Consider the following 23801-nt stretch of genomic DNA (forward strand, 5'->3'; position numbering starts at 1 on the left):
TTATTATGTTTATTAAACTTATCCTACAGACCCAATGTCTTGTTTACGCAGTTCTTTTTCCTTTTCGAGTCGTTCCATATAAATATTACCTTCTCGTTCAATCATTTCCTGTTCAAGCTTTCGATCTGCTCTTCCTGTTTTAATTGTCATGATAGCACTCATCAAAATACCAGCTACAACAAAATACACCCAAACAGGTATGGTCATTTTCTCACCTCTCTTTAGCAAATGGTTGTCCAATGTTTTCTACATCATATGCAAAGTGAGTAAAAATATGACCAAATCGCACTAGAAATACTTTAACAAAACTACAATCCAGTTTATTTATGAAAAGTTGGCTTATAAAAGGAGCGATTATCCAAGGCAAAAATACGCTCAGTAAATTCCCCTGGTTTTACATGTTCTAAAGCTCGATCAAGCATATTCATTTTGGCATCTAAATTATCAATATAATGAAGCATTTCCGCCTCTTTGATTAATGGTGGTTTCGGACTCCCCCACTCTGCTTTCCCATGATGGGATAGTACAAGATGTTGGAGGATTAAGACTTCCTCGCCTGTTATGTTCAGCTCATCTGCAGCCTTTCCTATTTCATTAACCATGATAGAAATATGCCCTAATAAATTCCCTTGAACTGTATAAGTGGTAGAAATCGGGCCAGACAATTCAAATACCTTCCCTAAATCATGAAGAATAACTCCAGCATAAAGCAAGTCTTTATCTAGGCTTGGATAAAGCCCCGCGATCACCTTTGCCAGGTCTAGCATACAACACACATGATAAGCCAGACCTGGAGATAAATTCATGATGGTTTTTTGTGGCTGCAGGAAATTGCATAAAATCTTGCTGATATTTTTTTAACAAATGTCTTGTGATTCTTTGGATATTTGGATTTTTCATATCAAAAATATATTGGGTAAGCTTGCTGGCCATTTCATCTGTTTGAATGGGAGCTGTTTCAAGAAAATCGGCCATTTTTACAGGATCAATTGGAGCTTGCGGCCGTATTTGACGAATTCTTAATTGATGCCTGCCCCGATAGCTTAAAATTTCTCCAGAAACCTTGACTATGCTTTCAGTCATATAACTCTTTTCATCTGCTTCTGAAGCGTCCCACAGCTTTGCCTCAATCTCCCCACTCTTATCCTGAAGGATTAAGGTTAAAAAAGGTTTCCCATTACTTGCTATTCCTTTTGTAGCATGTTTGATTAATAGGAACACATCCACTTGATCTCCAACCGCAAATTGCATGATCCCTTTCGTCATAAAGTCCGACACTCCCCTCTATACAAATAGTATATCATAAGCTATCTATCTCTTTTCTTGATCGAATTATTGTTAAAATTCGGTAGGAATGTATCTGCTAAAGCCCCACTGCCAACGATTCTACTTAACCTTTACTCGTTCCATGCTAGAATCGTACTCCCCCATAGTAATGAGCTTTCCTTTAGTAAAATATTGGAGTAAATGTTGATGACAGGTGAAAAATAAAATTTGATGCCCTTTTAATCGACCTAACAACCTAATCACCTTCTGAGTCCGATGTTGGTCAAAATTAACAAAGCTATCATCAATGATAATTGGAAACTGATACTTTTCGTAAAGTGTTGTTGCTAAGGCTAATCTTATTGATACATAGATTTGTTCAGAAGTCGCTTGGCTCAGCTCTCTTGGCTCATAAAAAAGATGGTCTCGACTTTCGATTAGGAAGCTGCTTCCCACTTGTTGTGTATGAATCCGAATATATTGATCATCTGTTAATTCACGTAAAAAGCTCTCAGCCTTTTTGATCATTTTTGGAAGTCGTTCATTTTTGTATTTATCAACAGCGTGATTTAATAGATGCTGAGCGACCGCAAACTTAGCCCAGCTTTTTGCCTCTGTATTCAATTCCGACTGTTTAAGACGGTATTGGTGAAGAAGCTCTGCATAGGTTCCTCCATCTTCTAAAATGGCAATTTGATATTTTACTTCTGCTAACCGTTCCTGGGTCGAGCTTAACTGATCTTGTAGAGCAGACTGTTCAATTTGTAGCTCTGTCAGTTGCTGTTCCACATTGATGCTATAAAACTGTTGTTGATCATCCTGTCCAATCCCCGATAATGACAATTGATTTTCAATCTGCTTCAATCTGTCACTTACTGCCTTTTTTCTTGTTGCCAACTTGCCCGCTTCCATAAAGTCTTCTTCCGTATCAACACCAGCCATAGTAAATAACTGTTTTAATCGACTTAAATATCCTTCATATTCGGCTTGTAATAGCTTTTCATCTTCCTCAAATCCAACAAGTATTTGCCCTTTTTCATAATGAAGAATTTGCTTTTTCTGCTCGTTTTTTAATTGTTCCTTCAATTGATAGGCTACGCTGAATAATTGATTATTTTCTGTATCTAGAAATTTCCGTGCCAAGTCTTTTAACCTAGTTTCAATTTGGACTATTTCACTTTGGACATGATCAAGCTTTTTTCGCCATTTTTGCTTTTGAAGCACGGCGCTTTTTAGTTTTTCGACTAGTAAAAACGCATCATAAATAAAATGTTGTGAAAAGTCAGTTGGAACACCTAAATCCCGCCCTAGCTCATCAAGCAGTACTTTGTTGACTCGTGAATCCATTTCCCATTGTTCATAGGCTTCAAGGATTTTTTCATATTGGTCATTTTTTTGCTCCCATTTCATCCTAAGGATTCGCTCTTGTTCTCTATTCGTTTGATCAGATTCCAGCCTTTGATCAAGCGAATAAGTGCTTTCGGTATTCGAAGGGCTGTTCTCATCTGTCCAATTTTTTTCTTTTAACTTAAGCGCGTTTAGCTCATTTCGATAAGTACTCTGCTTTATTGATGGTTTCTTACTTTGAACCAAAATAACATATAGTAACCCGGCACCTGAAATTGCTAAAACGATCCATTGCTGTTCGAAAAAACTCCAAGCTGCAAGGATCAGAAACAAGATGCTAAATACCAACATCCCAATGACTGTTTGAGTATGCTGCGTCTTATTTTGTTTTGCTTCCTCCGCTGCTAAATGATTAAGTCTCTGAAATTGATTTTGAAGTTCTGCTAAACCACGTTCATTTAGTTTCCGACTTTCAGCCAAATTTTTTTGGCGTTGCAATTCCTCTCGTTCATTTGGCGACAATAGTTTATTGTTTAAGCTGTGAAGCTGCTCCTCTAATCCCTCCAGCTCCCGCTTTGTTTGATAAAATTGGTTATCAAGCGCCTCTTTTTTCTCTAATAATCGTGCTGCCTCTCTCCAGGCGGCAGCAGTTTTTTCCTTCATTATAAAGCTTGTATTGCTTTTTAGGATTATGTCATCATCCATTTTGATATGAAGCTTTTGCTGTAATTCAATCATTTCCTGGTCGATGTCCGCTAATTGCAGCTTTGTTTGTTGGTATTCCTGTGTTAATTGCTCATACAATGGTAAATTTTCAACAGCGGTTTGGATCTCCAACTCAGTTGCCAATAGCTCTTCATTAGGATGTATCGACTTGATTTCGGCCTGTAATTCTTGTATTTTTTGAACGATGGTATTTATTTTTTGTTCACAGGAAAACTGAGTTTGCTTTAGTTCTTCAAAGAGTTTCATTCCTTCCTCAGGAAATCTTCTATGAGCTATTTTATCCCATTCCTCTTTTAAAGAATGTTGTTCATTCATTAATGGCAAATAGCGTTTCCATTCTTTCACCCTTGTGAACATATTTTGTTTATTTACTAAATCAATATTAAGCGTTTTGACGGTCCACTCTAGCCCGTCTTTTTCCTCAACATATTGCCAATACTGGTCATTTTGCTGTTCAGCCTTCTTAAGTTCTTGATGCAGTCCTTTTATCTCGGCGATTTTTTCATTTATTAATGGTTTTTTTCCATTTGGTTTATAGCGGGAATCTAATTCCTTTTTGATTGTAGCTTCTGCTAATAACAGCCGATCTGTTCCTAATGCACCTGTTGAGAATAGGAATTTACCTAAATCTTCGTTTTTCATTTGCTGCACATTTTGTAAACCATGAAGATTAAACGAGAAAATAGATTGGTACAAAGCTTTATCCATGTGTGACAATAGCTGTTGCAGTAGTTCTTCTCCACCTTGTGTTCCATCCTCAAGCACCACTTTGACATCTCCAGTGGCTTTCCCTCTCACCCGTTCAATTACTGCTTTTCCCTGTGGAAGGGTGACCACGAGCTGACCTCCATATTTAGCATGCTTCTTTGGTTCATAACGTAAATCTACTTGGGCTTTCGTTGGAAATCCAAATAAGATGCTATGAATAAAGGACATGATTGTTGATTTTCCTGCTTCATTTTTTCCATAAAAAATAGTTGTATTTTCTAAATTCCGCACAATATAATTTTCTAATTTACCATAACCGTAAATATGAATTTCATTGATAACCAGAGGGACTCCCTCCCTTCTCTACTCTTTTTTTAGTAATTTGACTAATAGGCTTTCCGCTTCACAAACTAATTGATTAAGCTCATCTTGCTGTAATCTAGAAATATATTTTCTTACTGTATTATGCTGATATAATGGTGCTAGACTTTCATCAAAATACTCATATGTATCAACCGCTTGAAATAGTTCTTCAAAAAAGTCAGCCTGTTTCATCAGTTGAAGACGATCATAGTTTTGGTTTTCTTCTATTAATAAATCAACTAGCCACACGAACGATCTCTCATCTTCTTCCTCACCCTGTAAGCTTTCTAATAGCTCTCCACTTGAAAGATGATCGTTTTCTTGAGCTGACAATTTGACTCCAACAAGCTTCATCGTTAGTAAAGTTCCGATTCCTTCTCGACGAATAGAATCTATTTCTTTCAGACAAAGCTGATAAAGGTCAGAAATCGTTTGTGCAGATGAGCCATCGACTTCAATTTCCTGCCATACACAATCACTTGTCGGAATAAACTCCAAGTTTTTGTCCGTTTCAGACATCGTGACCAAATAGCAGCCTTTTTCTCCTGTTTCTTTACGATGGCGCCCTTGAATATTTCCTGGGTATATGATGGGAGGCTCTTCTGATAACTCTGTCCTTTTATGGATATGACCTAAAGCCCAATAGTCAAATTCCTTTTCGTACAAATCTGCTAGAGTAAACGGAGCATAGTTACCGTGTTCGCTGGATCCTTCGAAGTTACCATGTAAAATCCCAATATGAAAATCAGCTTCGCCCTGTTTGTTGTAATCGTCAATTCTTCTTTCAGTTACATGGCGGTGCGAATAACTGAATCCATAAAGTGCGGCTGTTACCTTTTCTTTATTGATGAACATTTGCCGCTCTATTTTAGATGAAAAAACATAAGCATTTGTCGGCAATGGAATATTAGCCCATTTCCCAGAAAGATGGTCATGATTACCATGAACAATAAAAACTTGGATTTGATATTGGGCTAACCTCTCAATTTGCTTGCGAAAGCGTGTTTGAGCACGAATGCTGCGATCCTCTCCATCAAATAGGTCGCCAGCTAAAATAATAAAATCAACTTCATGTTGAATGGCTGCATCTATTATTTTTGAAAATGATCTAAACGTGCTTTCTTTAAGTCTTTGGAAAATGGTTTGAGGTAAGTGCCTTAAACCAAGCATTGGGCTGTCTAAATGAAGATCTGCCGCATGTATAAAGGTCATTTTTTTCATTTCATTTTTCTACCCTTCAAATTTGTTAAAGCTCTTTTAAATCATTCGCTTTATTACATTTTAGCATCCGCAAAAAGCGAATGCACGTTCTACCTTAGAATAATAAAAAAGAAAACTCGCTATCAGGAAATTTCTGATAGCGAGTTTCCATTATTTATATTTTTTTGTAAGCTGTAATGCTTCTTTTATGTCTTTAAAGGAGTTTGATTTTCCGTACATTAACACTCCACCTCGATAGACTCGAGCGCCAAAAATAGCTAACACCATAATCGTGACGACCAAAATCCCTATTGCCAGCGCTGCTTCCCAAATTGGAATATTCAACATTCCAACGCGGAGAAACATCAGCATGGGTGTAAAAAATGGAATAAATGAAGCAATCTTAATGAATGTTGCTTCCGGCTGTCCTAACCCGAACATCGCCATCATAAAGCCTGCTACAACCAACATCGTCATTGGCGTAATCATTTGCTGCACATCCTCAATCCTGCTGACTAATGACCCTAAAAATGCAGCCAATGTTGCATAAAGGAAATAGCCAAGCAGAAAGAAAATGACCGCATATATAATCGTAGCAGTTGGAATTTCACCAAAGCCTAAAAAATTAAAGGCAGCGCCCTTTAAATCATCGAGATTTTGCTTAACTGAAAAATAGCCGACTACTAGCAAAAGTGAGAGCTGAGTTAAACTTAACAGCCCAATCCCCAAAATTTTTGCAAACATTTGCTTTATAGGAGAAACACTAGAAATTAAGATTTCCATTACCCTTGATGCTTTCTCCGTCGCAACCTCCATTGCAATCATATTTGCATACATTATAACTGCAAAATAAATGATGAACAGCAGGACATAAACTAAACCTCTTGCCTGCGTTAACTCTTTTTCCGTTTTTGCATTTTCCTCTAAAGCCATTTGCTTAAAGGAAACTGGCTCATAAAGCTTAGCAAGCTGTTCTGGTTTTAATTCAATTTGAGATGCAGCAATTGAAACTTTTATTTGTTGAATATAACTCTGAAGCTCTGTAGCTGTATCTGAATCTGTGATACTCATTGCTTTATAGATGGCGATTGGAAGCATCCCTTCATCAAAGCGAAGTTGCAGAACCCCTTTATATTCACCTTTCTCAACTGCTTTTTCAGCTTCCGATATTGAACCTTCAAATTCACTTATCACCAATTCACTGTTCATTGCTTCAACCTGCTGCTTTAAAGATGGAAACAGCCTGCCACCAGGTTTCATCCACGACCGCAATTTTATCTAGGTCATTTTTATTAAAATAATCAATGATCTTTGGCATATTGGTTAAACCTAGAATAATGGCAACAGTGAGTAATGACGTAACTAAAAATGATTTTGTCTTTAATTTCGATAAGTAGGTATGTACTAAAATGTTAAAGAAATTATTCATAAGAAGCCCCTACTTTCTCAATAAAAATATCATTTAAAGAAGGCTCTTCTAATTCAAACTTACGGATAAAACCCTTACCGACGATTTCTTTCAAAATTCGATCAGCAACCTCTTCGCCTTCAACCTGAAGTCTGACACCTTCAGCAGTGTTTGTTAGCTTCGTTACTCCTTGTATGGAGGCCAAAGAGTCAAATTTAACATCTGAATGGATAATGATGTTTTTCTTTCCAAAGGCCCGCTTAATTTCTTTTAGGTTGCCATGTACAACTGGTCGGCCGTTTTGGAGAATACATAAATGCTCACACATTTCCTCAACATGCTCCATTCGATGACTAGAGAAAACGATTGTTGTACCATGTTCCTTTAAGCCCAAAACTGCTGATTTTAGCAATTCAACGTTGACTGGGTCTAAGCCGCTAAACGGTTCGTCCAATATTAATAATTTAGGTTTGTGTAAGACAGCCGCAATAAACTGTATCTTTTGTTGATTTCCCTTTGAAAGCTCTTCTACTTTTTTACCAGCGTAATCTGGTATCTTAAACCGTTCAAGCCATTTTGTTAACTCTTGTTCCGCTTCCTGTTTTGGCATTCCTTTTAATCTAGCTAAATAAACAAGCTGCTCTCGAACCGCAAGCTTTGGATATAAACCTCTTTCTTCTGGCAAGTAACCGATTCTACCACTGGACTCATAATTAATGGCATTACCACCCCAAAGAATTTTACCCCCATTCGGGTCAAGTAAACCTAATATCATTCTGAACGTTGTCGTTTTTCCAGCACCATTTGCTCCTAAAAATCCAAACATTTCTCCTTCTGGTATCGTTAATGACAAATCGTCTACTGCTGTAAAATTCCCAAAGCGTTTTGTAACATTCATTAGTTGTAATTCCACCATAATCCCTCCTTCCAATATTTGTTTTACGATTTCATATGTAATAAAGTTTCAAACTTCAATTAAACTTTGCCAAATATACTGAAATATGTCAAAATATAGAGATAATCATCAGAATATTCTAAAAAGGAGATGTCTATTTTGCTAGCTTATAAGCTTACTGCGTTTGACCCTAATGGTCATAAACTGATCGATGAAACCTTTGAAGCAAACAATGATTCAGAGGCAAAGATTCAAGGGGAGCAGCTTCTCAAGGAGAAAAACTTATTAGAAAAAACACATCGTTGTACATCACCCTCTGGAAAGCTTATACTTTTTCACCCTTAATTCTTTTAAATTAGGACATGAAAATAATCGCTTAGTTCCGCCCCTCTTCAACAAAAAAAGCAAAGAGCCCAAGCTCTTTGCTTTTTTATCTTCCAGGTAAATTTAGGTTGACGCTTTTCCAAGAAGGCTAGTATTCCTTCCTTATGGTCCTCTGTTTCCCACATTTTAATCTGAGCGATTTTCTCAAGCTCAAGCACCTTTAATAATTGTGGACGGTTATGTTCGGCGAATATTTTTTTCGTTTTGATCATCGCTTGAATCGGTTGTGCTAACCAATCTTCCAGCTTATTTGCCAAAGCAGTATGTAACTCGCCATCTACCACTTCATTAATCAGGCTAAGTTCAAATGCCTGCTGGGCTGTCATCGTCTCGCCTTTCCAAATAATTTGTTTCGCTTGAGACTCCCCAACTAGCTTTTCAAGGAAAAAGTGAGCTCCACCGTCTGGTATTAGACCTAATTTAATAAAATTCATTGCTATTTTACTAGATTTTTCTGCCATAATATAATCTGTTGCAAGCGCCAAGCTCATCCCCAGGCCAGCCGCTGCTCCTTTAATAGCCGAAATCGTTACCTTTGGCAAACAATATAAGGTAATAATTAATTCGCTTATTGTTTCCATTACTGATAGGAAATCGTTTTCACTAATATCCTTAAGCATTGTCTTGATATCGCCGCCAGCTGAGAAAACATTGCCATTACCAGTTAGAACAACAATATCAATATCATCTGAAATACTAATTTCTTTCAATTTTACTGCTAAGCATTTAATAATTTCCTTATTTAATGCATTTAAAGCTTCCAGGTCTGTTCAGTTCAACAGTTGCTACGCGACCATTGACTTTAACATTTACTATTTCTGCCACTACATTATCCCCCATTAATGTTCCTCCTTTGTTCTCCACTACCATTATAAAGGGTAACTACTTTAAAATTAAAGATTTTTCTAAAAAGTTTATACAATTTATTCAATTAAAATGCATATCTCTGTTAAACTGGTCTGTTGATTTCCGCTCCAGACACTCGCGCACCTTAGGGGGTGGTCCGGGAACCTGTCTAGCTGCAGCGGCTAGCCCCTCGAGGTCACAAGCCAATCCTTGCATAAAGGCAAAGTGCGCCTTTTTGCAAGGCCCGTCTTGTGCTTGTCGGGGCTGGGCAAGCCGCTTCCGCTTTTCCTTCTCCTCGGCGCAAGCGCCTGTGGGGTCTCCCGTGACACGCTACTCCCGCAGGAGTCTCGTGCCTTCCTCTCCAAACAACAGTTTGCTCAAAATCAATAATCCCATTTAACACTGCCAATGCAAAAAAGAACCTTAGCCAAGTAAGGTTCTAATAAGTTGTATTTTTATTAAATATTTGTTTTAAAATGTTGAGCTTTTTGTCTGTATAGTCTTTAAAGCTTTCATTATAGGATTTTGGATCCTTTGGATTGGCAAAGTGGGTAATTTCCCCGTCGATTGGGTTAATAAATTTACTTGATGCACCACAGCCTAGACCAATGATGGTCTGCATTTCTTCCATAATCATGATATTATAAATACTTTCATTACCCGGAATGGAATAGCCCACATTTTCGAGATTACCCAAAATATTTTTTTGACGATATAAGTAATAAGGAACATAGCCATGATTCATTGTCCATCTTTCAGCTTGTTCCATCATTCCCTCCACCTCAGATCGATCCGCCACCTTATATTTTTCTCGATTTTGTGTCATTTCAGAAGCCCGTTTAAATGATAAGGTGTGAACGGTTAGAGATTCCGGCATAAGCTTTTCCGTTTCATTAAGGGTATGTGAAAATTCCTTTCGACCTTCTCCTGGAAGTCCGATGATTAAATCCATATTAATATTTGACATGCCCATTTCTCTTGCAAGATGAAACTTTTCGACCGTTTCTTCAACCGTATGATGTCTGCCAATTGCCTTAAGTGTTTCCTGAATATATGATTGTGGGTTAATGCTGATGCGATCAATATTCCACTTTTTCAATACGTTTAGCTTTTCTGGAGTTATCGTGTCCAGGTCTTCCTGCTTCAACGGTTACTTCACGGATTATTTCTACATTCGGGAAGGACCGATACATTTCTTCATACAAAAGATCCATTTCACAAGCCGTGATACTGGTTGGGGTTCCACCACCAAAGTAAACAGTTGTAATGTTAATGTCGTTTTCTTTTAGCCATTCCCCGATCATTTGCATTTCGTAGTGCAGTCCACCTAAAAATGAATTTACCGAGCCCTGCCGTCCGTTAATCGCATAGGCAGGAAAAGTACAGTAAGCACACTTTGTAGGGCAAAACGGAATTCCAAGGTAGATGCTTACTTCTTTCTTTAAATCATATAAATCTGGAACAACTGCGAGCTGTCTGTCGACAATCTCTTTCATTAAATTAATTTTATCATCCGTAATTAAATATTCCTCTTTTAGCTGCTGATGGGCAACATCCATAGGGATCTTGTCGATATTTTTGCGATGAAGAAGCTTTGTCGGACGTACTCCTGTTAAGATCCCCCATTTCTGCCTCATTCCTGTCCATTCTTGCAAAACGCTTACAAGCACACGGGAAATGCCTTGCTTTAACAGCTTAAAATTCTCTTTATTGGATGCTCCTACAGGAAGCTCCTGCTCAAATAAAGCGTGGTGTTCCTTTCCTTGTCCATCTCTTAGTATTAATGAAACCTTAACGCTATCTTCAAAAAGAATTTGGAAATGTAGGATTAATCCATCATTTCCGCTAGACTGAAATTGTAATTTTGCTTCCTCAAAAAATAAATTTGCAATTAATTGGATGGGGCGATGAAGCTTTTCATTCATTATCCCCTGTATATATAGTTTCAATTAAATCACCCTTCAATAAGAACTAACCTATAGTTTAACTGAATTGAATTTAGGTGGTCAAATCCAAAAAATAGGGCTTTCCTTGACCATTATTGGTATCGGAAAGCCCTAATGTTACTTTATTATATTCATTTTACGAAGGAAGGACATTGGTTGTTGCTTACGAAAGTGCTCCATTACCATGTAGGCTACACCTTGCTCGTTCTGAGTTCTGGTCACCCAATGTGCCGCCTGTTTTACAGCAACAGGTGCATTTCCCATTGCGACTCCTAAACCGGCTTCCTCAATCATTGGAATATCGTCCAGGTCCGCTCCAATGACAACCATTTCTTTTCGAGATATACCCAAACACTCACCGAGATAGATCAAACCATTTTCCTTTGAAGCACCAGTTGGTACAAATTCAAGGCCTAAAGGTGCTGCAACCACCACTTCAATTTCAGTGAACATTCGCGAAATGGCTTCTTGAGCATCTTGAAGATCCTCGATTGATTCGAATTTGACCTCCATTTTGGGAGGTGCCAACTTTTGGCTAGCTAACGTTTCACTGATGCTATCAACAAATTGGTGGGCATACAAAACTGGTTCTCCAGAGCTGAACACTGTTTTAGCTAACAGGTTATGATTGCTTTTTGTTTTATTAATGAGCGAATACCGTTCATGTTGAATCCGTATTTGACAATTAAACCCTTCAAGAAAACGAGCAAGATCATAAGTGACATCCTCTGGGATTCTTTTTACAAGTAATTGTTTGTCTTCTGCATTACCAATATAAGCGCCACGATGTGTAACGAGCATAGAAGGTATTTTTAGTGCTTGTGCAACTTTACTTGCAGACGGAAAGCTCCGTGATGTGACAAGCGTAACATAGATTCCTTTTTGGATAACATATTCAATTGCCTCTTTAGTCGAACGATGAAGTTTGCCGTTAGACTGTAGAAGTGTCCCATCAATATTTAAAGCAAGTAAGCGGTAAATCATTGATTGGCCCCCTATTCAATGATGTATGTTCTAATACAGATGTATGAATTGGGGGAGTAAATAGAACGGAGTAGCTATTTGTTTTCCATAGAAATCAAGTTATGCTGCTATTTTCATCATTATTGATGTGAACTATATAATTCTTCAAGAGGTTTCATAATTAGTTGATTAAGGTCAGCAATCACTCTACTCATTTGCTGTTCAGCTTCCATTAATTGAGCAATCTTTAAATTTTGTTGCACAATTCCAACGGTCTGTTGTGCCTGGTCCACTTCTTGTTGTGTAATTTCTTGGCCTGTCATTTGTTTTTCTTGTAATTTTAATTGGAGGTTACGGAAGTCTTCAAACATTTTCCGTGCTGTAGCATCTGCATAAACTGCATCATACATTTTTGTCAAACGAGTATATTCATCACTTTGACGAATGGCTTTCTCTAAATCATAAGCTGCATCATATAAATTAACTGCCATCACAATCTCTCCTTTTATCTGAACAATCCATTCCACTATATCAAAGTATGTATGAGATTGCGAGGGGTTCACAATCATTAGGTAAAATGCCCTATCTACTCGTTTGCCACGTTTCATGTCACCAAATATAATGGAAGAAGGGGGAGAAACATGATTACACATTTTCAATTTAAACCACTATATCAAAATAGCCAATTACCGGGCTGGAAATTTTCCTTTTATTTTCAAAAACAGCAATTTAGTGGGATTTATCATCAATCTGGTACGATTGAGTGGAGCTCTGTTCAACCAGATAAAAATTATAAAGAGCAATTAGAAAAACATATCCATGAACTAATGCTATTTCATGTTTATGAAAATTGACTTCCATGTCAAACGGCCAACCACTAGGAAAAAATAATAAAGTTTCGATAAACTAAAAAGGGAAATATCATCATAATCGTGGAGACAAAACAATGGCTGAATTAAAACTAAAACATATTTATAAAATTTACGATAATAATGTAACTGCCGTAACAGACTTTAATCTTCATATTCAAGATAAAGAATTTATCGTGTTTGTAGGCCCGTCAGGCTGTGGGAAGTCAACTACATTACGGATGGTCAGCCGGCTTGGAAGAAATCTCAAAAGGTGATTTTTATATTGATGGAAAACGAGTAAACAATGTTGCACCAAAAGATCGGGATATTGCCATGGTCTTTCAAAACTATGCCCTTTACCCACATATGACTGTGTATGATAATATGGCTTTTGGATTAAAGCAGCGCAAATTTCCAAAAGCTGAAATTGATAATAGAGTTTTGGAAGCAGCAAAAATTCTCGGCCTTGAAGATTTTTTAAAGCGAAAACCAAAGGCACTTTCAGGTGGACAGCGTCAACGGGTTGCATTAGGTCGGGCAATTGTTCGTGATGCTAAAGTATTCTTAATGGACGAGCCTCTGTCAAACCTCGATGCGAAGCTCCGTGTCCAAATGCGGGCGGAAATTGCCAAGCTCCATCAACGTCTTCAAACTACAACAATCTATGTGACACATGATCAGACAGAAGCGATGACGATGGCAACTCGTCTAGTTGTTATGAAGGATGGAATTATTCAACAGGTTGGTGCACCTAAGGAAGTATACGAGAATCCGGAAAACATATTTGTCGCTGGCTTCATCGGTTCACCTGCGATGAACTTCTTCAAAGGTAAAATTGAAGATGGATTCTTCAAAATTGGTGCTGAAGAACTTACTATTCCCGAAGGAAAAATGAAAATGCTACGTCAACAGGGTTGTATTGGCAAGGCTACCATCTTTGGTATTCGTCCTGAGGATATCCATAATGAGCCTGTTTTCGTTAATGCTCCAGAAAATACTAAATTCACTTCTACAGTTGAAGTTGCAGAATTAACTGGTGCTGAATCAATGATATATGCTAAATTAGCAGATCAAGAATATGTTGCTCGCCTTGATTCAAGGAGTGATTTTAAACCTGGAGAAAAGCTTGAGCTTACATTTGATATGAATAAGGCACATTTCTTTGATGCCCAAACAGAATTACGTATTCGATAAAGAACAAAAGCGCAAGCGCCTTGACCAGCCTCGACAAGCATAAGACGCTCCTGGATAGAAGGCGTTCTTTGCCTTCAATTCAGGAGTGGCTTATGACCTCGAGAGGCTAGGCGCTGGAGCTGGATGCCGAGAACGTATACGGTTATCCACACCCTGTACCATTTTTAATTTCCTAGACAATAAAAAATCAGGTCCAGCTGAATAGCTTGGGCCTGTTTTTACTCCTGAATAAACTTTATTTCGTTACGACCACAATGGATACAACTCATTAAATGCGGACATTGATTTTTAGAAAATGTATTAGGATAACCATCCTCTAGCTTTAAATCGTCAATTTCCATATACGGACTATAATCATCATAAAAATCCATAATCCTTCCACTATCATCCATCGTAGCACCGCAATTGGGACATTGATACGTAACAGCTTCAAACCCGTTGCAATTCGGACATATTCCCATAAGCGTCAACCTTTCTCAACCATTTAGCTATAGTGTTTCACCTTTTTTAGCGCTTATGTATTAATTAGAGTACTCATAGAGGAATAAATTAACAATTTGAAATTCGAATATAACTTAAAAAAATAACCATAATATCATTAAACAACAAACAAGTAATCATCAAGACGGGTTAACCACAGTGGTGCAGATAAATATCTGCGGTTGGTGCAACTCCAGCTTAACCCCCAAAAAAATTTTATGAGGAGATGATTTTAATGAGTAACCGTAGCAATTCCTCAAACAATTTACTTGTACCTGGTGTAGAGCAAGCACTAGACCAAATGAAGTATGAAATCGCAACTGAATTTGGTGTTCAATTAGGTGCTGACACAACTTCTCGTGCCAATGGAAGCGTTGGTGGAGAAATTACGAAACGTTTAGTTTCAATGGCTCAACAACAACTTAGCGGCCAGTTCTAACATTATTTGACCCAAAAACAGAATAAATATGGCTAAAGCCCCATTCAGCAATGAATGGGGCTTTTCGATGAAATAGCAAGAAGTTTCAAATTCAAAAAAGCCTGCTTGCTCGTGAGCAAACAGTTTATGAGGGTTTTTTAACAAGTGCATTAACAATAAAATAACAAAGCACCATAACGCTAGCAATTGCAAGAGTAATTGAAAAATCCTCCACTGTCGCCCCTCCTAACCTTTTACTGACAAAATAACAATTTAAATATATCATATAGATATAAGAAACAAAGGGCTGTTTTGTAAAAATTGTGACACGGATGTGAATGTTTTGTGAACATAAGTATACTTGGAGCAACCGGCCGTGTAGGTTCATTGATTTTGTCGAAAGCACTAAAAGATGGACATGAAGTACAGGCACTTGTTCGTAATAGTGGAATAATTCCTTTCCAACATCCTAAGCTAAAATGGGTGATTGGCAACGCCTTGGACAAGGAGCACATCAACGAAGTATTGCGGGATGTGGATCTAGTCATTAGTGCCTTAAATACGGATGGAAATTCCACCCTATCAAGAGCAGTACCGATTATCATTGATACAATGAAAATCAGTGGAATTTCTCGAATTGTTACAATTGGGACGGCAGGAATCCTTCAATCACGACTACCGCCAGAGCTTTACCGGTTTCAATCAACCGAATCTAGAAATCGATCGACTAAGGCTGCTGAAGACCACCTTTTAGCCTATCATCAGCTAAAAGAATCTAATCTAGACTGGACAGTTGTTTGTCCGACCTATTTACCCGATGGGAACCAAACTGGCAGCTATCGGACCGAAAAAGATTTTCTTCCTTATGAAGGCCTTTCCATTTCCACTGCTGACACAGCAGAATTTGCTTACAACCAATTATTTTCATCAAAATTTCTAAAGTGCCGGGTTGGAATTACTTACTAAAGGGAATACAAAAATCCAGTTCTCATATAAGGAACTGGATTTAAATATTTCTTCTTTATTCACTTTTCCTAGTTCTAACCAATTCTTCAAAGGTCTCTAAGGCGGCTTTTTCATCAAAGCTGCTGAAGATTCGGTAAAAATTGTAGTCTAGAATCCGGTAATGTGAGCTGATTAAATTTTGTTGGAGAATGAACCCATTTTTTTGGTCCATTTCCCTCCACCAAACTTTTCCGCCAAGCGTTTTTTGCTTGCGTAAATCAATCCCTTCACGGGCAATCGTTTCTAATACCTCTAACGGGTCATTCCCCAATAAAAATTGAACCATCTCAGTTTCTCGAAATAGAGCACAAACCGTCACAACGGTTGACCAACTTGCAGTCGTTCTTCTCTTTTCAATCTGGACAAGCGTTTTTTTAGAAAGGCCAATAATTTCAGCCATTTTATCTTGGGTATAGCCAGCTTCTGTTCGGATTAATTGCATTTTTTCAGACACTTTTTGGATCATTTCTTCCCTTGTCACAGCAAACTCATCCTCTTTCATTCCTTTTGTGTAATTTTACACCAAAGTAAGAAGAATTGAAACCCAAACAATAAGCGCTAATTATTTATTTAAGGAAGTCGGTTGGCAGTTTGATTGGCTACAGTTTTTTTGAACCGAACAGGCAGCGCATTTACCTTGTTTGGATTTATTAATAAATCGTACCAATGCAAAAGCCGGCATATCCAAAAATCGCTCCACCAATAAGAAAATTAACAAGCATTCCCGTCCTCTCCAATCAGGAAAACAAAAGCGTCCAGACTAGACGCTGTTGTCATTATTTTTAAAAACCGAACAATTTCCCGCCTTGATATATGAGCAAGCTAATCATGTAGGCAACTACTAATGCGTAGCCAATTGAAAAAGCAGTCCATTTTTTCGATAGCGTTTCTTTATAAATCGTTGCTACTGTAGCAAGACATGGAATATACAATAATATAAAGACCATAAAGCTATAAGCAGAAAGCGGTGTAAATTGCTGCGCAACAATTCCTTGTAGTCCTGCATTGTCTGGTACAAAATAAATAATATTCATCGTTGAAATAATCGCTTCTTTAGCGAGGAACCCAGTAATTAGGGAAGCCCCAGCCTGCCACGTTCCAAAACCGATTGGTTCAAAGATTGGGGCAAAAATACCGCCAATTGCGGCTAAGAAACTGTGATCCATATCTACATTTAAACCATTTGGTCCAGCGTATGCGAGTAGCCAAATAAGAACAGATCCTGCAAAAATAAATGTTCCAGCTTTTCGAATAAAACCTTTCCCTTTTTCCCAAGTACTTCTCCATATAGCTTGTAGCTGTGGAGCACGGTAAGGGGGCAATTCAATTACAAACAGAGACGTTTCTCCCTTTAAAATTGTTTTTGAAAAAACAGTTGCTAAGATTAGCGCAATTGCAATCCCTAATATATACAGTGACAATACAACAAAAGCCTTATACTGTACGAAGAACGCACCAACAAACAGGGCGTAAACAGGAAGCCGCGCTGAGCATGACATTAATGGAGTTAAGAGAATCGTTAATAAGCGTTCCTTCGGTGTTTCAATCGTTCTTGCGGCCATGATACCAGGTACATTGCACCCAAACCCTATCATCATCGGGATAAAAGCCTTCCCATTTAAGCCGACTGATTCCATAATACGGTCCATTACAAGTGCAACACGAGCCATATATCCTGAATCCTCTAAAATAGAAATAAATAAGAACAAAATAAAAATTTGCGGTACAAACACAAGGACCCCACCAACACCGGCGACAATCCCATCTAATATAAGAGCCTTAATAAAGCTAGATGCACCGATTGCATTTAGCACCGTTTCAATTCCTGTTGTAATCGGACCTGAAATAATGGCATCTAACGCATCTGATAATGGAAAGCCCAGCCAATCAAAAGTCAGCATGAATAGCAAATACATGACAACGAAAAAGATTGGCATACCGATGTATTTATTCGTAACAATTTTATCGACTCGTTCACTTAAAGGAATGATTTGCTTTTCAGCTCGTTTTGTCGCGGCTTGGACCATTTTTTCAATCGCTATACGACGTTGACGATAAATATAGTGTTCAAGCGATTCATCTGTCACTAACCCTTGTACTGATGCAATAAATTCATCAACCTTTTCTTGTCCAAGAATTCCAACTAAATATTTTTTCACATATCCATTGCCCTCAATGAGCTGTATTGTTAACCATCTAGGTGAATGAAGCGTTTTATCTTTAAGTACCGAACTAAAGGAAAAAATCTTATTTTCAATATCTTTTCCATAGGATACGATATTCATATTTAAAGCAGCCTCATGGTCATCGGTGATGATTTGCGACAATTGTTCGCAGCCGTTCCCGTTCCTAGCAATAACTGGGATTACCGGAACACCTAGTAAGGAGGATAAAGCCTTGGAATCAACATCAATGCCGCGATTCTTTGCTACATCACCCATATTTAAACCAATAACAACGGGCTTTCCGTATTCTAACAATTGAATCGTAAGATGTAAATTTCGCTCCAGCTGTGACGCGTCTAGAATATTTAAGATTCGATCACTTTCACCTGTTAACAAAAAGTCCGTTACAACACCCTCGTCACGTGACAGCGGACTTAATGTATAAATTCCAGGCAAATCTATTAATAAATCATGATTATTTTTAAACTTTCCAACTTTCTTTTCAACGGTTACACCGCTCCAGTTCCCAACATACTCGTATGAGCCTGTTAAGTTGTTAAACAGTGATGTTTTTCCTGTATTGGGATTCCCCAACAGTGCAATATCCATTAGACGACCTTCTCCACTTTAATTTGACATGCTTCCTTTCGGCGAATGCCAACACATTGACCACAGGATTCCACCATAACAGGACCACCAAACGGCATGATGCATTTAATGCATACTTCTGACCCATTTGTGATACCAAAATCCATCAGACGTCTTCTTACTAAATGGTTTGCTCCTGAAAGGTCCATGATCTTTCCTTTTTCTCCTGCCTTTAAAAACCCTAGCACGGAACCACCTCATCCAAATTAAAAATTATTTGATGATAACTAATCTCATTATAACGAATTAACTTTCAAATGAGAATGATTATCTTAACGAATTATGTAAAATGTAACAATTTCGTGAATAGTTATTTTGTATCACAAAAATGATTGATTCGTATTAGTGAAAAATACCCATTTTTTTAATTTTACAAAAATTCAAAAGGATTTTGTCTTTTTTTATCGAATACAACATAATTATTGGACTTTTGTAGGAAGAATGGTGGGACATAAAAATGATTGCTACCCCAAAAAATAAACTACTCGATTTTTTTATAGATCAAAAGAATAGCATTTTTACTGAATGGGAAAATAGACTACTTATTTCCAGTCAGGATCCGTTTAAAGAAAAGGTACAGCAAAATCGAGAAATTATTTACCATACGATTGTTAGTATGTTAACCAAATCCGGTGATGACCTAGAAGATTATTTACGATTCATCGCCAATAAAGTTGGCGAAGAAAGAGTCCTGGCCAATAGCAATATCGGTGATTTTGTTTATAACGTTAATGTCGGACGCTCCGTCCTATTTCAATATTTATTAAGTTTTCAGGTTCAGTGTACAGATTTTGCCATTACTATGAACAAAATCAATAATTTTTTTGATAAATTTATCTATTATGCTGTATCACATTATACCGAGGCAAAGGATAAAATCATTGAGGAAAAAAATCAATTTATTGATTCAACTCATCAAGACCGTCTAACTTTGCTAGGGCAAATGACCTCTAGTTTTGTCCATGAATTTCGAAATCCACTTACGTCCATACAAGGGTTCATCCAATTATTAAAAGCTGAATATAAGGAAATGAAATACCTTGATATTATTTCAAGTGAATTAGAACAATTAAACTTTCGAATATCCCAATTTTTACTTTTGTCGAAAAAAGAGGTAATCGGCAAAGAAAAAACAGCTTTTTCCTTAAATGCATTAGTTGAGGAGGTTCTATCCTTTCTGTACCCAAGTATATTGGATAGCAAAGTAAAGGTCCTCAATAATTTAAATTTGGTGGGAGAAATAGAGCTGTATGGTTATGCTGATGAAATTCGACAAGTATTCATAAATATTGTCTTTAATGCATTAGATGTATTAAGCCAGTATCGTGCTGACCCAACTATTCAAATCAAAGGGTTCAAGCTTGAAAATGACTTCGTAAAAATCTTAGTTTCTAATAACGGGCCGATGATTCCCGAGCAACAATTAAATACCATATTCGAACCATTTGTCACTACAAAGAAGCTTGGTACAGGACTTGGATTGTTCGTTTGTAGGGAAATCATTGAAAAACATAAAGGAAAGCTTGCTTGTCAATCAATTCCTGACCAAACGAGCTTTATCATTACCCTTCCAATCGCCAAATCAAAAGAACAGTAAGGGACATTCCTTCCCTTATTAGGTATAACCCATGCTCAGGAAGGAGTTGCTTATGTTTACATTAAAAGTAGATCAAGAAATAGAACTCCAATTATTTCAGCTTCAACATGCAGAGGAATTATATCTTCTTGTTGACAAGAATCGTGAGCATTTACGAAAATGGTTGCCATGGGTAGACAATATGACTTCGCCAATTCAATATCATTCCATCATTCCAATGTGGCTTAAGCAATTTGCCGATAACAATGGATTTCATGCCGGAATTCGCTACAATGGAGTATTGGTAGGTTCTATCGGGTTTCACCAAATCGATTGGCATAATTCACAAACAAGCATGGGCTACTTCCTCGCCAATCATGCTCAAGGTCACGGAATTATGTCACGGTCAGTTCATGCCTTGCTTAATTATGCATTTTATGATCTCGGTTTAAATCGAATCGAAATTCGCTGTGGTCAAAAAAATCAAAAAAGCCGAGCGATACCTGAACGGCTAGGTTTTACAAAAGAAGGTATCGTACGGGATGGAGAAAGATTACATTATTCGTATCATAATTTAATAATCTACAGCATGTTAAATAAGGAATGGACTAAACAAGGTTAACTTAAATGTCAAAAAAGACAAACAATACATAAGCACATGGGTATTCCTGTGCTTTTTTTTCATTTTATTCATATAAAAATCTTTTTATCATAAACTATTATTAAATCATTTACAAAGTAGAACGTTTGACTGTACAGTTTACTATCCACTATAATTATTCATAAATTACTAAAAATGGGGTGATAAGATGGGGCATTCTATCGGATCGGTGAATTAGCACTTCTTGCAAATGTTTCAAAAAGAACCATCGATTATTATACAAGTCTCGGAATCTTAAAACCTGAACGCTCACGATCTAATTACCGCATGTACAATGAACAAGCATTAATTGATCTAAAGTTTATTGAAGAATGCAAAAAAGTTCATCTTCCTCTGGAAGAGATTAAGAGAAAATTAGAAATAAATAAATCAAACGTTCTTCAGCACTCAGAGGTAGAGAAGCATATTGGTGAAGTAACAAAGCAAATTCAGCTCCTTCGCACCGAGATTACGGCGATTTTACCATTAATTCAACAGCTTGAGGAGCAGCAAAAAAGCGACCTATCCAAAAGGCTGACGATGGAAAGCTCAGCCTTAATGCAATCCCTTTTGAGTTTAACAAGTTAATTTTTTTACAAACTGGGAGGTGACTCCTTACTCGTTAAGAAGCGAGCTAAGGAAAATTATTTGGACATATTAAACTTGGTTTTAATAGCCATTTTAATTGCTTTAACGGCATTTTTTGTGGCAAGTGAATTTGCCATTATTAGAATCAGAAGTTCTCGAATCGACCAATTGATTGAAGAAGGAAACAAGAATGCTATTGTTACAAAAAAAATCATTTCAAATTTGGATGAATATTTATCGGCTTGTCAGCTCGGAATAACGATTACGGCTCTCGGACTTGGTTGGCTTGGTGAACCAACAATTGAGCATTTAATCAGCCCTTTATTACAAGGAATCAATATTCCCAGCTCTATTACACATGTAATTGCACTTGTTATCGCCTTCTCAGTGGTCACATTCTTACATGTTGTCGTAGGAGAGCTGGCACCGAAAACATTAGCGATTCAAAAAGCCGAATTTGTCAGTTTAGCCGTAGCTCAGCCCCTCATCATGTTTTATAAAGTGATGTATCCTTTCATTTGGGCTCTTAATGGCGCAGCCCGTGTTACAACACAAATGTTCGGCTTAAAGCAGGTTTCAGAACACGAACTGGCTCATACAGAAGAAGAACTTCGGATCATCTTGTCGGAAAGCTATAAAAGTGGCGAAATTAACCAGTCAGAGTTTAAATATGTAAATAAAATATTTGAATTTGACAATCGAATTGCCAAGGAAATCATGGTTCCTAGAACAGAAATCATTTCGCTATCAAAGGAAGATACATTAGAAACCTTTTTACAGGTGGCACATGCAGAAAAATTCACTAGATATCCGATTATTGACGGTGATAAGGACCACATTATTGGAATGGTCAATATCAAGGAAATTATGACCGATATTATTACAAATAGAGAAAATGCTGCTCGAACACTTGAATCCTATATCAGACCAATCATTCGCGTAATCGATTCGATTCCAATCCATGATCTCTTAGTCAAGATGCAAAAGGACCGCATCCATTTAGCTATTTTGATGGATGAATATGGTGGTACATCAGGACTTGTTACGGTTGAAGATATTTTAGAGGAAATCGTCGGCGAAATTCGTGACGAGTTTGATATGGATGAAGTACCAATGATCCAAAAACTCAATGATCAGCACTACATTATGGACGCAAAGGTACTAGTAAGTGAAGTGAACGATATACTTGGACTAGAAATAGACGATGAAGATGTTGATACAATTGGTGGTTGGATTCTTACTGAAAATTATGAAGCGAAAGAAGGCGACACCGTCTTCTTTGAACAATATAGCTTTAAAATTCAAGAAATGGAAGATCACCACATTAAATATGTGGAAATTACCAAGCTAGTAGCAATGGGTGAATCCATTTCAAAAATGCCGATCACAGAAACACAAGTACTGTCCTAAAGGTTGACTTAAAAAGTCAGCCTTTTTTTTGCCTTTATCACTTCCTATTTACCTAACATAGCTATAACAATAAAACATATTGAACAAATTCAGTTATTTTTTTTACAACATTGTGACAAAGTTGGCAGACGAATTTTTTTATTTCTATTACAATAGTACTATTCATTCCATTTAAAGGAGGCTATCATAATTGAATGTAATCGAAAAATTCCCGATTGAATTATGGTTATCCTTGTTTTTCATCATCATACTTGCACTTTTTAGCTATTACTATAAAAAAAGACAAAATTTGACCTTAGCACAAGTTATTGACGGTGATCAAAGTTTGTTAGATGTTGATAAAGAGTTAGACACAGTCATTCAATCCGTTCACTCAAGTACAGATTGGGAAAATATTCATATTAAATATTATTCGACTTTAGAACAAAACATTTTTATCAAAGGGAACAAACACAAATTTCATCATTTATTAATTGATCTTGTGAAAGATGGACTGGAAGCATCACAAACCGGAAGTATTGAAATAGCTGTTCATGAAATGCTCTCTTCGATCCTCATTGTGATCGAACATAATGGAAGGGCTTTAACGAAGGAACAAATTAAAGGAATGAGCAAATCAATCCTAACAACCAATAAGATGGGGTCGATGAAGGGAAAAATTGAGGTTATTAGCAATCCCAGCCAAGGAACAAGCTTCTCGTTAATCATTCCAAAAGCATCCGGATTAAAAGCAAACACTATATAAAAACATAAAAAAAGGCTGACCTCGAGCAA

Annotated in this window: 20 protein-coding genes and 4 pseudogenes; 10 read left to right on the top strand and 14 right to left on the bottom strand. The window is 37.2% G+C overall.

Annotated elements, in window-relative coordinates:
* Positions 1 to 18: 18 nt before the first annotated feature.
* From RGF10_RS20515 to RGF10_RS20540, 6 genes and pseudogenes are all read right to left on the bottom strand, one after another.
* Positions 19 to 207: a sporulation YhaL family protein gene (locus RGF10_RS20515; RefSeq protein WP_318505366.1), complete on the bottom strand. Its 189-nt coding sequence runs from the start codon at positions 205 to 207 to the stop codon at positions 19 to 21.
* A gap of 113 nt (positions 208 to 320) precedes the next feature.
* A pseudogene (gene yhaM, locus RGF10_RS20520) lies at positions 321 to 1266 on the bottom strand (3'-5' exoribonuclease YhaM).
* Positions 1267 to 1386: 120 nt separating this feature from the next.
* A complete protein-coding gene (locus RGF10_RS20525; RefSeq protein WP_318509621.1) occupies positions 1387 to 4392 on the bottom strand; it encodes an ATP-binding protein in 3006 nt (1001 codons plus the stop codon).
* 18 nt (positions 4393 to 4410) lie between these two features.
* Complete coding sequence (locus RGF10_RS20530; protein ID WP_318505369.1) at positions 4411 to 5631, bottom strand: metallophosphoesterase family protein; 1221 nt, start codon at positions 5629 to 5631, stop codon at positions 4411 to 4413.
* A gap of 150 nt (positions 5632 to 5781) precedes the next feature.
* Positions 5782 to 7039 (bottom strand): annotated as a pseudogene (locus RGF10_RS20535) (ABC transporter permease).
* Positions 7032 to 7934 carry an ABC transporter ATP-binding protein gene (locus RGF10_RS20540; RefSeq protein WP_412176649.1) on the bottom strand — a complete coding sequence of 301 codons (903 nt, stop codon included), beginning with the start codon at positions 7932 to 7934 and terminating at the stop codon, positions 7032 to 7034. Before RGF10_RS20540 ends, RGF10_RS20535 begins: the two are co-directional and overlap by 8 nt.
* A gap of 138 nt (positions 7935 to 8072) precedes the next feature.
* Between RGF10_RS20540 and RGF10_RS20545 the strand changes: the two genes are divergently transcribed.
* Positions 8073 to 8258 carry a YhzD family protein gene (locus RGF10_RS20545; protein WP_318505371.1) on the top strand — a complete coding sequence of 62 codons (186 nt, stop codon included), beginning with the start codon at positions 8073 to 8075 and terminating at the stop codon, positions 8256 to 8258.
* Between the two features lie 47 nt (positions 8259 to 8305).
* Here the strand turns inward: RGF10_RS20545 and RGF10_RS20550 are convergent, their stop codons facing one another.
* From RGF10_RS20550 to RGF10_RS20565, 4 genes and pseudogenes are all read right to left on the bottom strand, one after another.
* Positions 8306 to 9007: an enoyl-CoA hydratase gene (locus RGF10_RS20550; protein WP_318505373.1), complete on the bottom strand. Its 702-nt coding sequence runs from the start codon at positions 9005 to 9007 to the stop codon at positions 8306 to 8308.
* Between the two features lie 575 nt (positions 9008 to 9582).
* Positions 9583 to 11068, bottom strand: a pseudogene (locus RGF10_RS20555) (coproporphyrinogen III oxidase).
* A 138-nt stretch (positions 11069 to 11206) separates the two neighbouring features.
* A complete protein-coding gene (locus RGF10_RS20560; protein WP_318505375.1) occupies positions 11207 to 12073 on the bottom strand; it encodes a Cof-type HAD-IIB family hydrolase in 867 nt (288 codons plus the stop codon).
* 119 nt (positions 12074 to 12192) lie between these two features.
* Positions 12193 to 12543 (bottom strand): YlbF/YmcA family competence regulator, encoded by a 351-nt coding sequence (locus RGF10_RS20565; protein ID WP_318505378.1) that lies wholly within the window; start codon positions 12541 to 12543, stop codon positions 12193 to 12195.
* A gap of 150 nt (positions 12544 to 12693) precedes the next feature.
* Between RGF10_RS20565 and RGF10_RS20570 the strand changes: the two genes are divergently transcribed.
* Entirely contained in the window at positions 12694 to 12906 is a 213-nt protein-coding gene (locus tag RGF10_RS20570; RefSeq protein ID WP_318505380.1) for a YheE family protein, read from the top strand.
* 92 nt (positions 12907 to 12998) lie between these two features.
* Positions 12999 to 14097 (top strand): annotated as a pseudogene (locus RGF10_RS20575) (ABC transporter ATP-binding protein).
* A 218-nt stretch (positions 14098 to 14315) separates the two neighbouring features.
* Here the strand turns inward: RGF10_RS20575 and RGF10_RS20580 are convergent.
* Positions 14316 to 14558 (bottom strand): hypothetical protein, encoded by a 243-nt coding sequence (locus tag RGF10_RS20580; RefSeq protein WP_318505382.1) that lies wholly within the window; start codon positions 14556 to 14558, stop codon positions 14316 to 14318.
* A gap of 254 nt (positions 14559 to 14812) precedes the next feature.
* On the opposite strand from RGF10_RS20580, the gene RGF10_RS20585 reads away from it, so the two are divergent.
* Both RGF10_RS20585 and RGF10_RS20590 read left to right on the top strand, forming a co-directional pair.
* Positions 14813 to 15016, top strand: coding sequence for an alpha/beta-type small acid-soluble spore protein (locus RGF10_RS20585; RefSeq protein WP_318505384.1), 204 nt, complete (start codon positions 14813 to 14815; stop codon positions 15014 to 15016).
* A 324-nt stretch (positions 15017 to 15340) separates the two neighbouring features.
* Positions 15341 to 15961 (top strand): NAD(P)-dependent oxidoreductase, encoded by a 621-nt coding sequence (locus tag RGF10_RS20590; protein WP_318505385.1) that lies wholly within the window; start codon positions 15341 to 15343, stop codon positions 15959 to 15961.
* 55 nt (positions 15962 to 16016) lie between these two features.
* Here the strand turns inward: RGF10_RS20590 and RGF10_RS20595 are convergent, their stop codons facing one another.
* The 3 genes from RGF10_RS20595 to RGF10_RS20610 all read right to left on the bottom strand — a co-directional run bounded on the left by RGF10_RS20595 (position 16017) and on the right by RGF10_RS20610 (position 19001).
* Complete coding sequence (locus tag RGF10_RS20595) at positions 16017 to 16481, bottom strand: helix-turn-helix transcriptional regulator (protein ID WP_318505387.1); 465 nt, start codon at positions 16479 to 16481, stop codon at positions 16017 to 16019.
* Positions 16482 to 16782: 301 nt separating this feature from the next.
* Positions 16783 to 18774: a ferrous iron transport protein B gene (feoB, locus tag RGF10_RS20605; protein WP_318505389.1), complete on the bottom strand. Its 1992-nt coding sequence runs from the start codon at positions 18772 to 18774 to the stop codon at positions 16783 to 16785.
* Positions 18774 to 19001: a FeoA family protein gene (locus tag RGF10_RS20610; protein ID WP_318505391.1), complete on the bottom strand. Its 228-nt coding sequence runs from the start codon at positions 18999 to 19001 to the stop codon at positions 18774 to 18776. The genes feoB and RGF10_RS20610 overlap by 1 nt, the downstream gene beginning before the upstream one ends.
* A 269-nt stretch (positions 19002 to 19270) precedes the next feature.
* On the opposite strand from RGF10_RS20610, the gene RGF10_RS20615 reads away from it, so the two are divergent.
* From RGF10_RS20615 to RGF10_RS20635, 5 genes are all read left to right on the top strand, one after another.
* Positions 19271 to 20410 carry a histidine kinase N-terminal domain-containing protein gene (locus tag RGF10_RS20615; protein WP_318505393.1) on the top strand — a complete coding sequence of 380 codons (1140 nt, stop codon included), beginning with the start codon at positions 19271 to 19273 and terminating at the stop codon, positions 20408 to 20410.
* Between the two features lie 52 nt (positions 20411 to 20462).
* Positions 20463 to 21011 (top strand): GNAT family N-acetyltransferase, encoded by a 549-nt coding sequence (locus RGF10_RS20620; protein ID WP_318505395.1) that lies wholly within the window; start codon positions 20463 to 20465, stop codon positions 21009 to 21011.
* Between the two features lie 204 nt (positions 21012 to 21215).
* Complete coding sequence (locus tag RGF10_RS20625; RefSeq protein ID WP_318509625.1) at positions 21216 to 21617, top strand: MerR family transcriptional regulator; 402 nt, start codon at positions 21216 to 21218, stop codon at positions 21615 to 21617.
* A gap of 60 nt (positions 21618 to 21677) precedes the next feature.
* The gene (locus RGF10_RS20630; RefSeq protein WP_318505397.1) at positions 21678 to 23027 is read left to right on the top strand and encodes a hemolysin family protein; all 1350 of its coding nucleotides are present in this window, start codon (positions 21678 to 21680) and stop codon (positions 23025 to 23027) included.
* 190 nt (positions 23028 to 23217) lie between these two features.
* A complete protein-coding gene (locus RGF10_RS20635; RefSeq protein ID WP_318505399.1) occupies positions 23218 to 23772 on the top strand; it encodes an ATP-binding protein in 555 nt (184 codons plus the stop codon).
* Positions 23773 to 23801: the final 29 nt, after the last annotated feature.

It is taken from the genome of Bacillus sp. T3 (genome assembly GCF_033449965.1).
GTDB lineage: Bacteria > Bacillota > Bacilli > Bacillales > Cytobacillaceae > Bacillus_BU.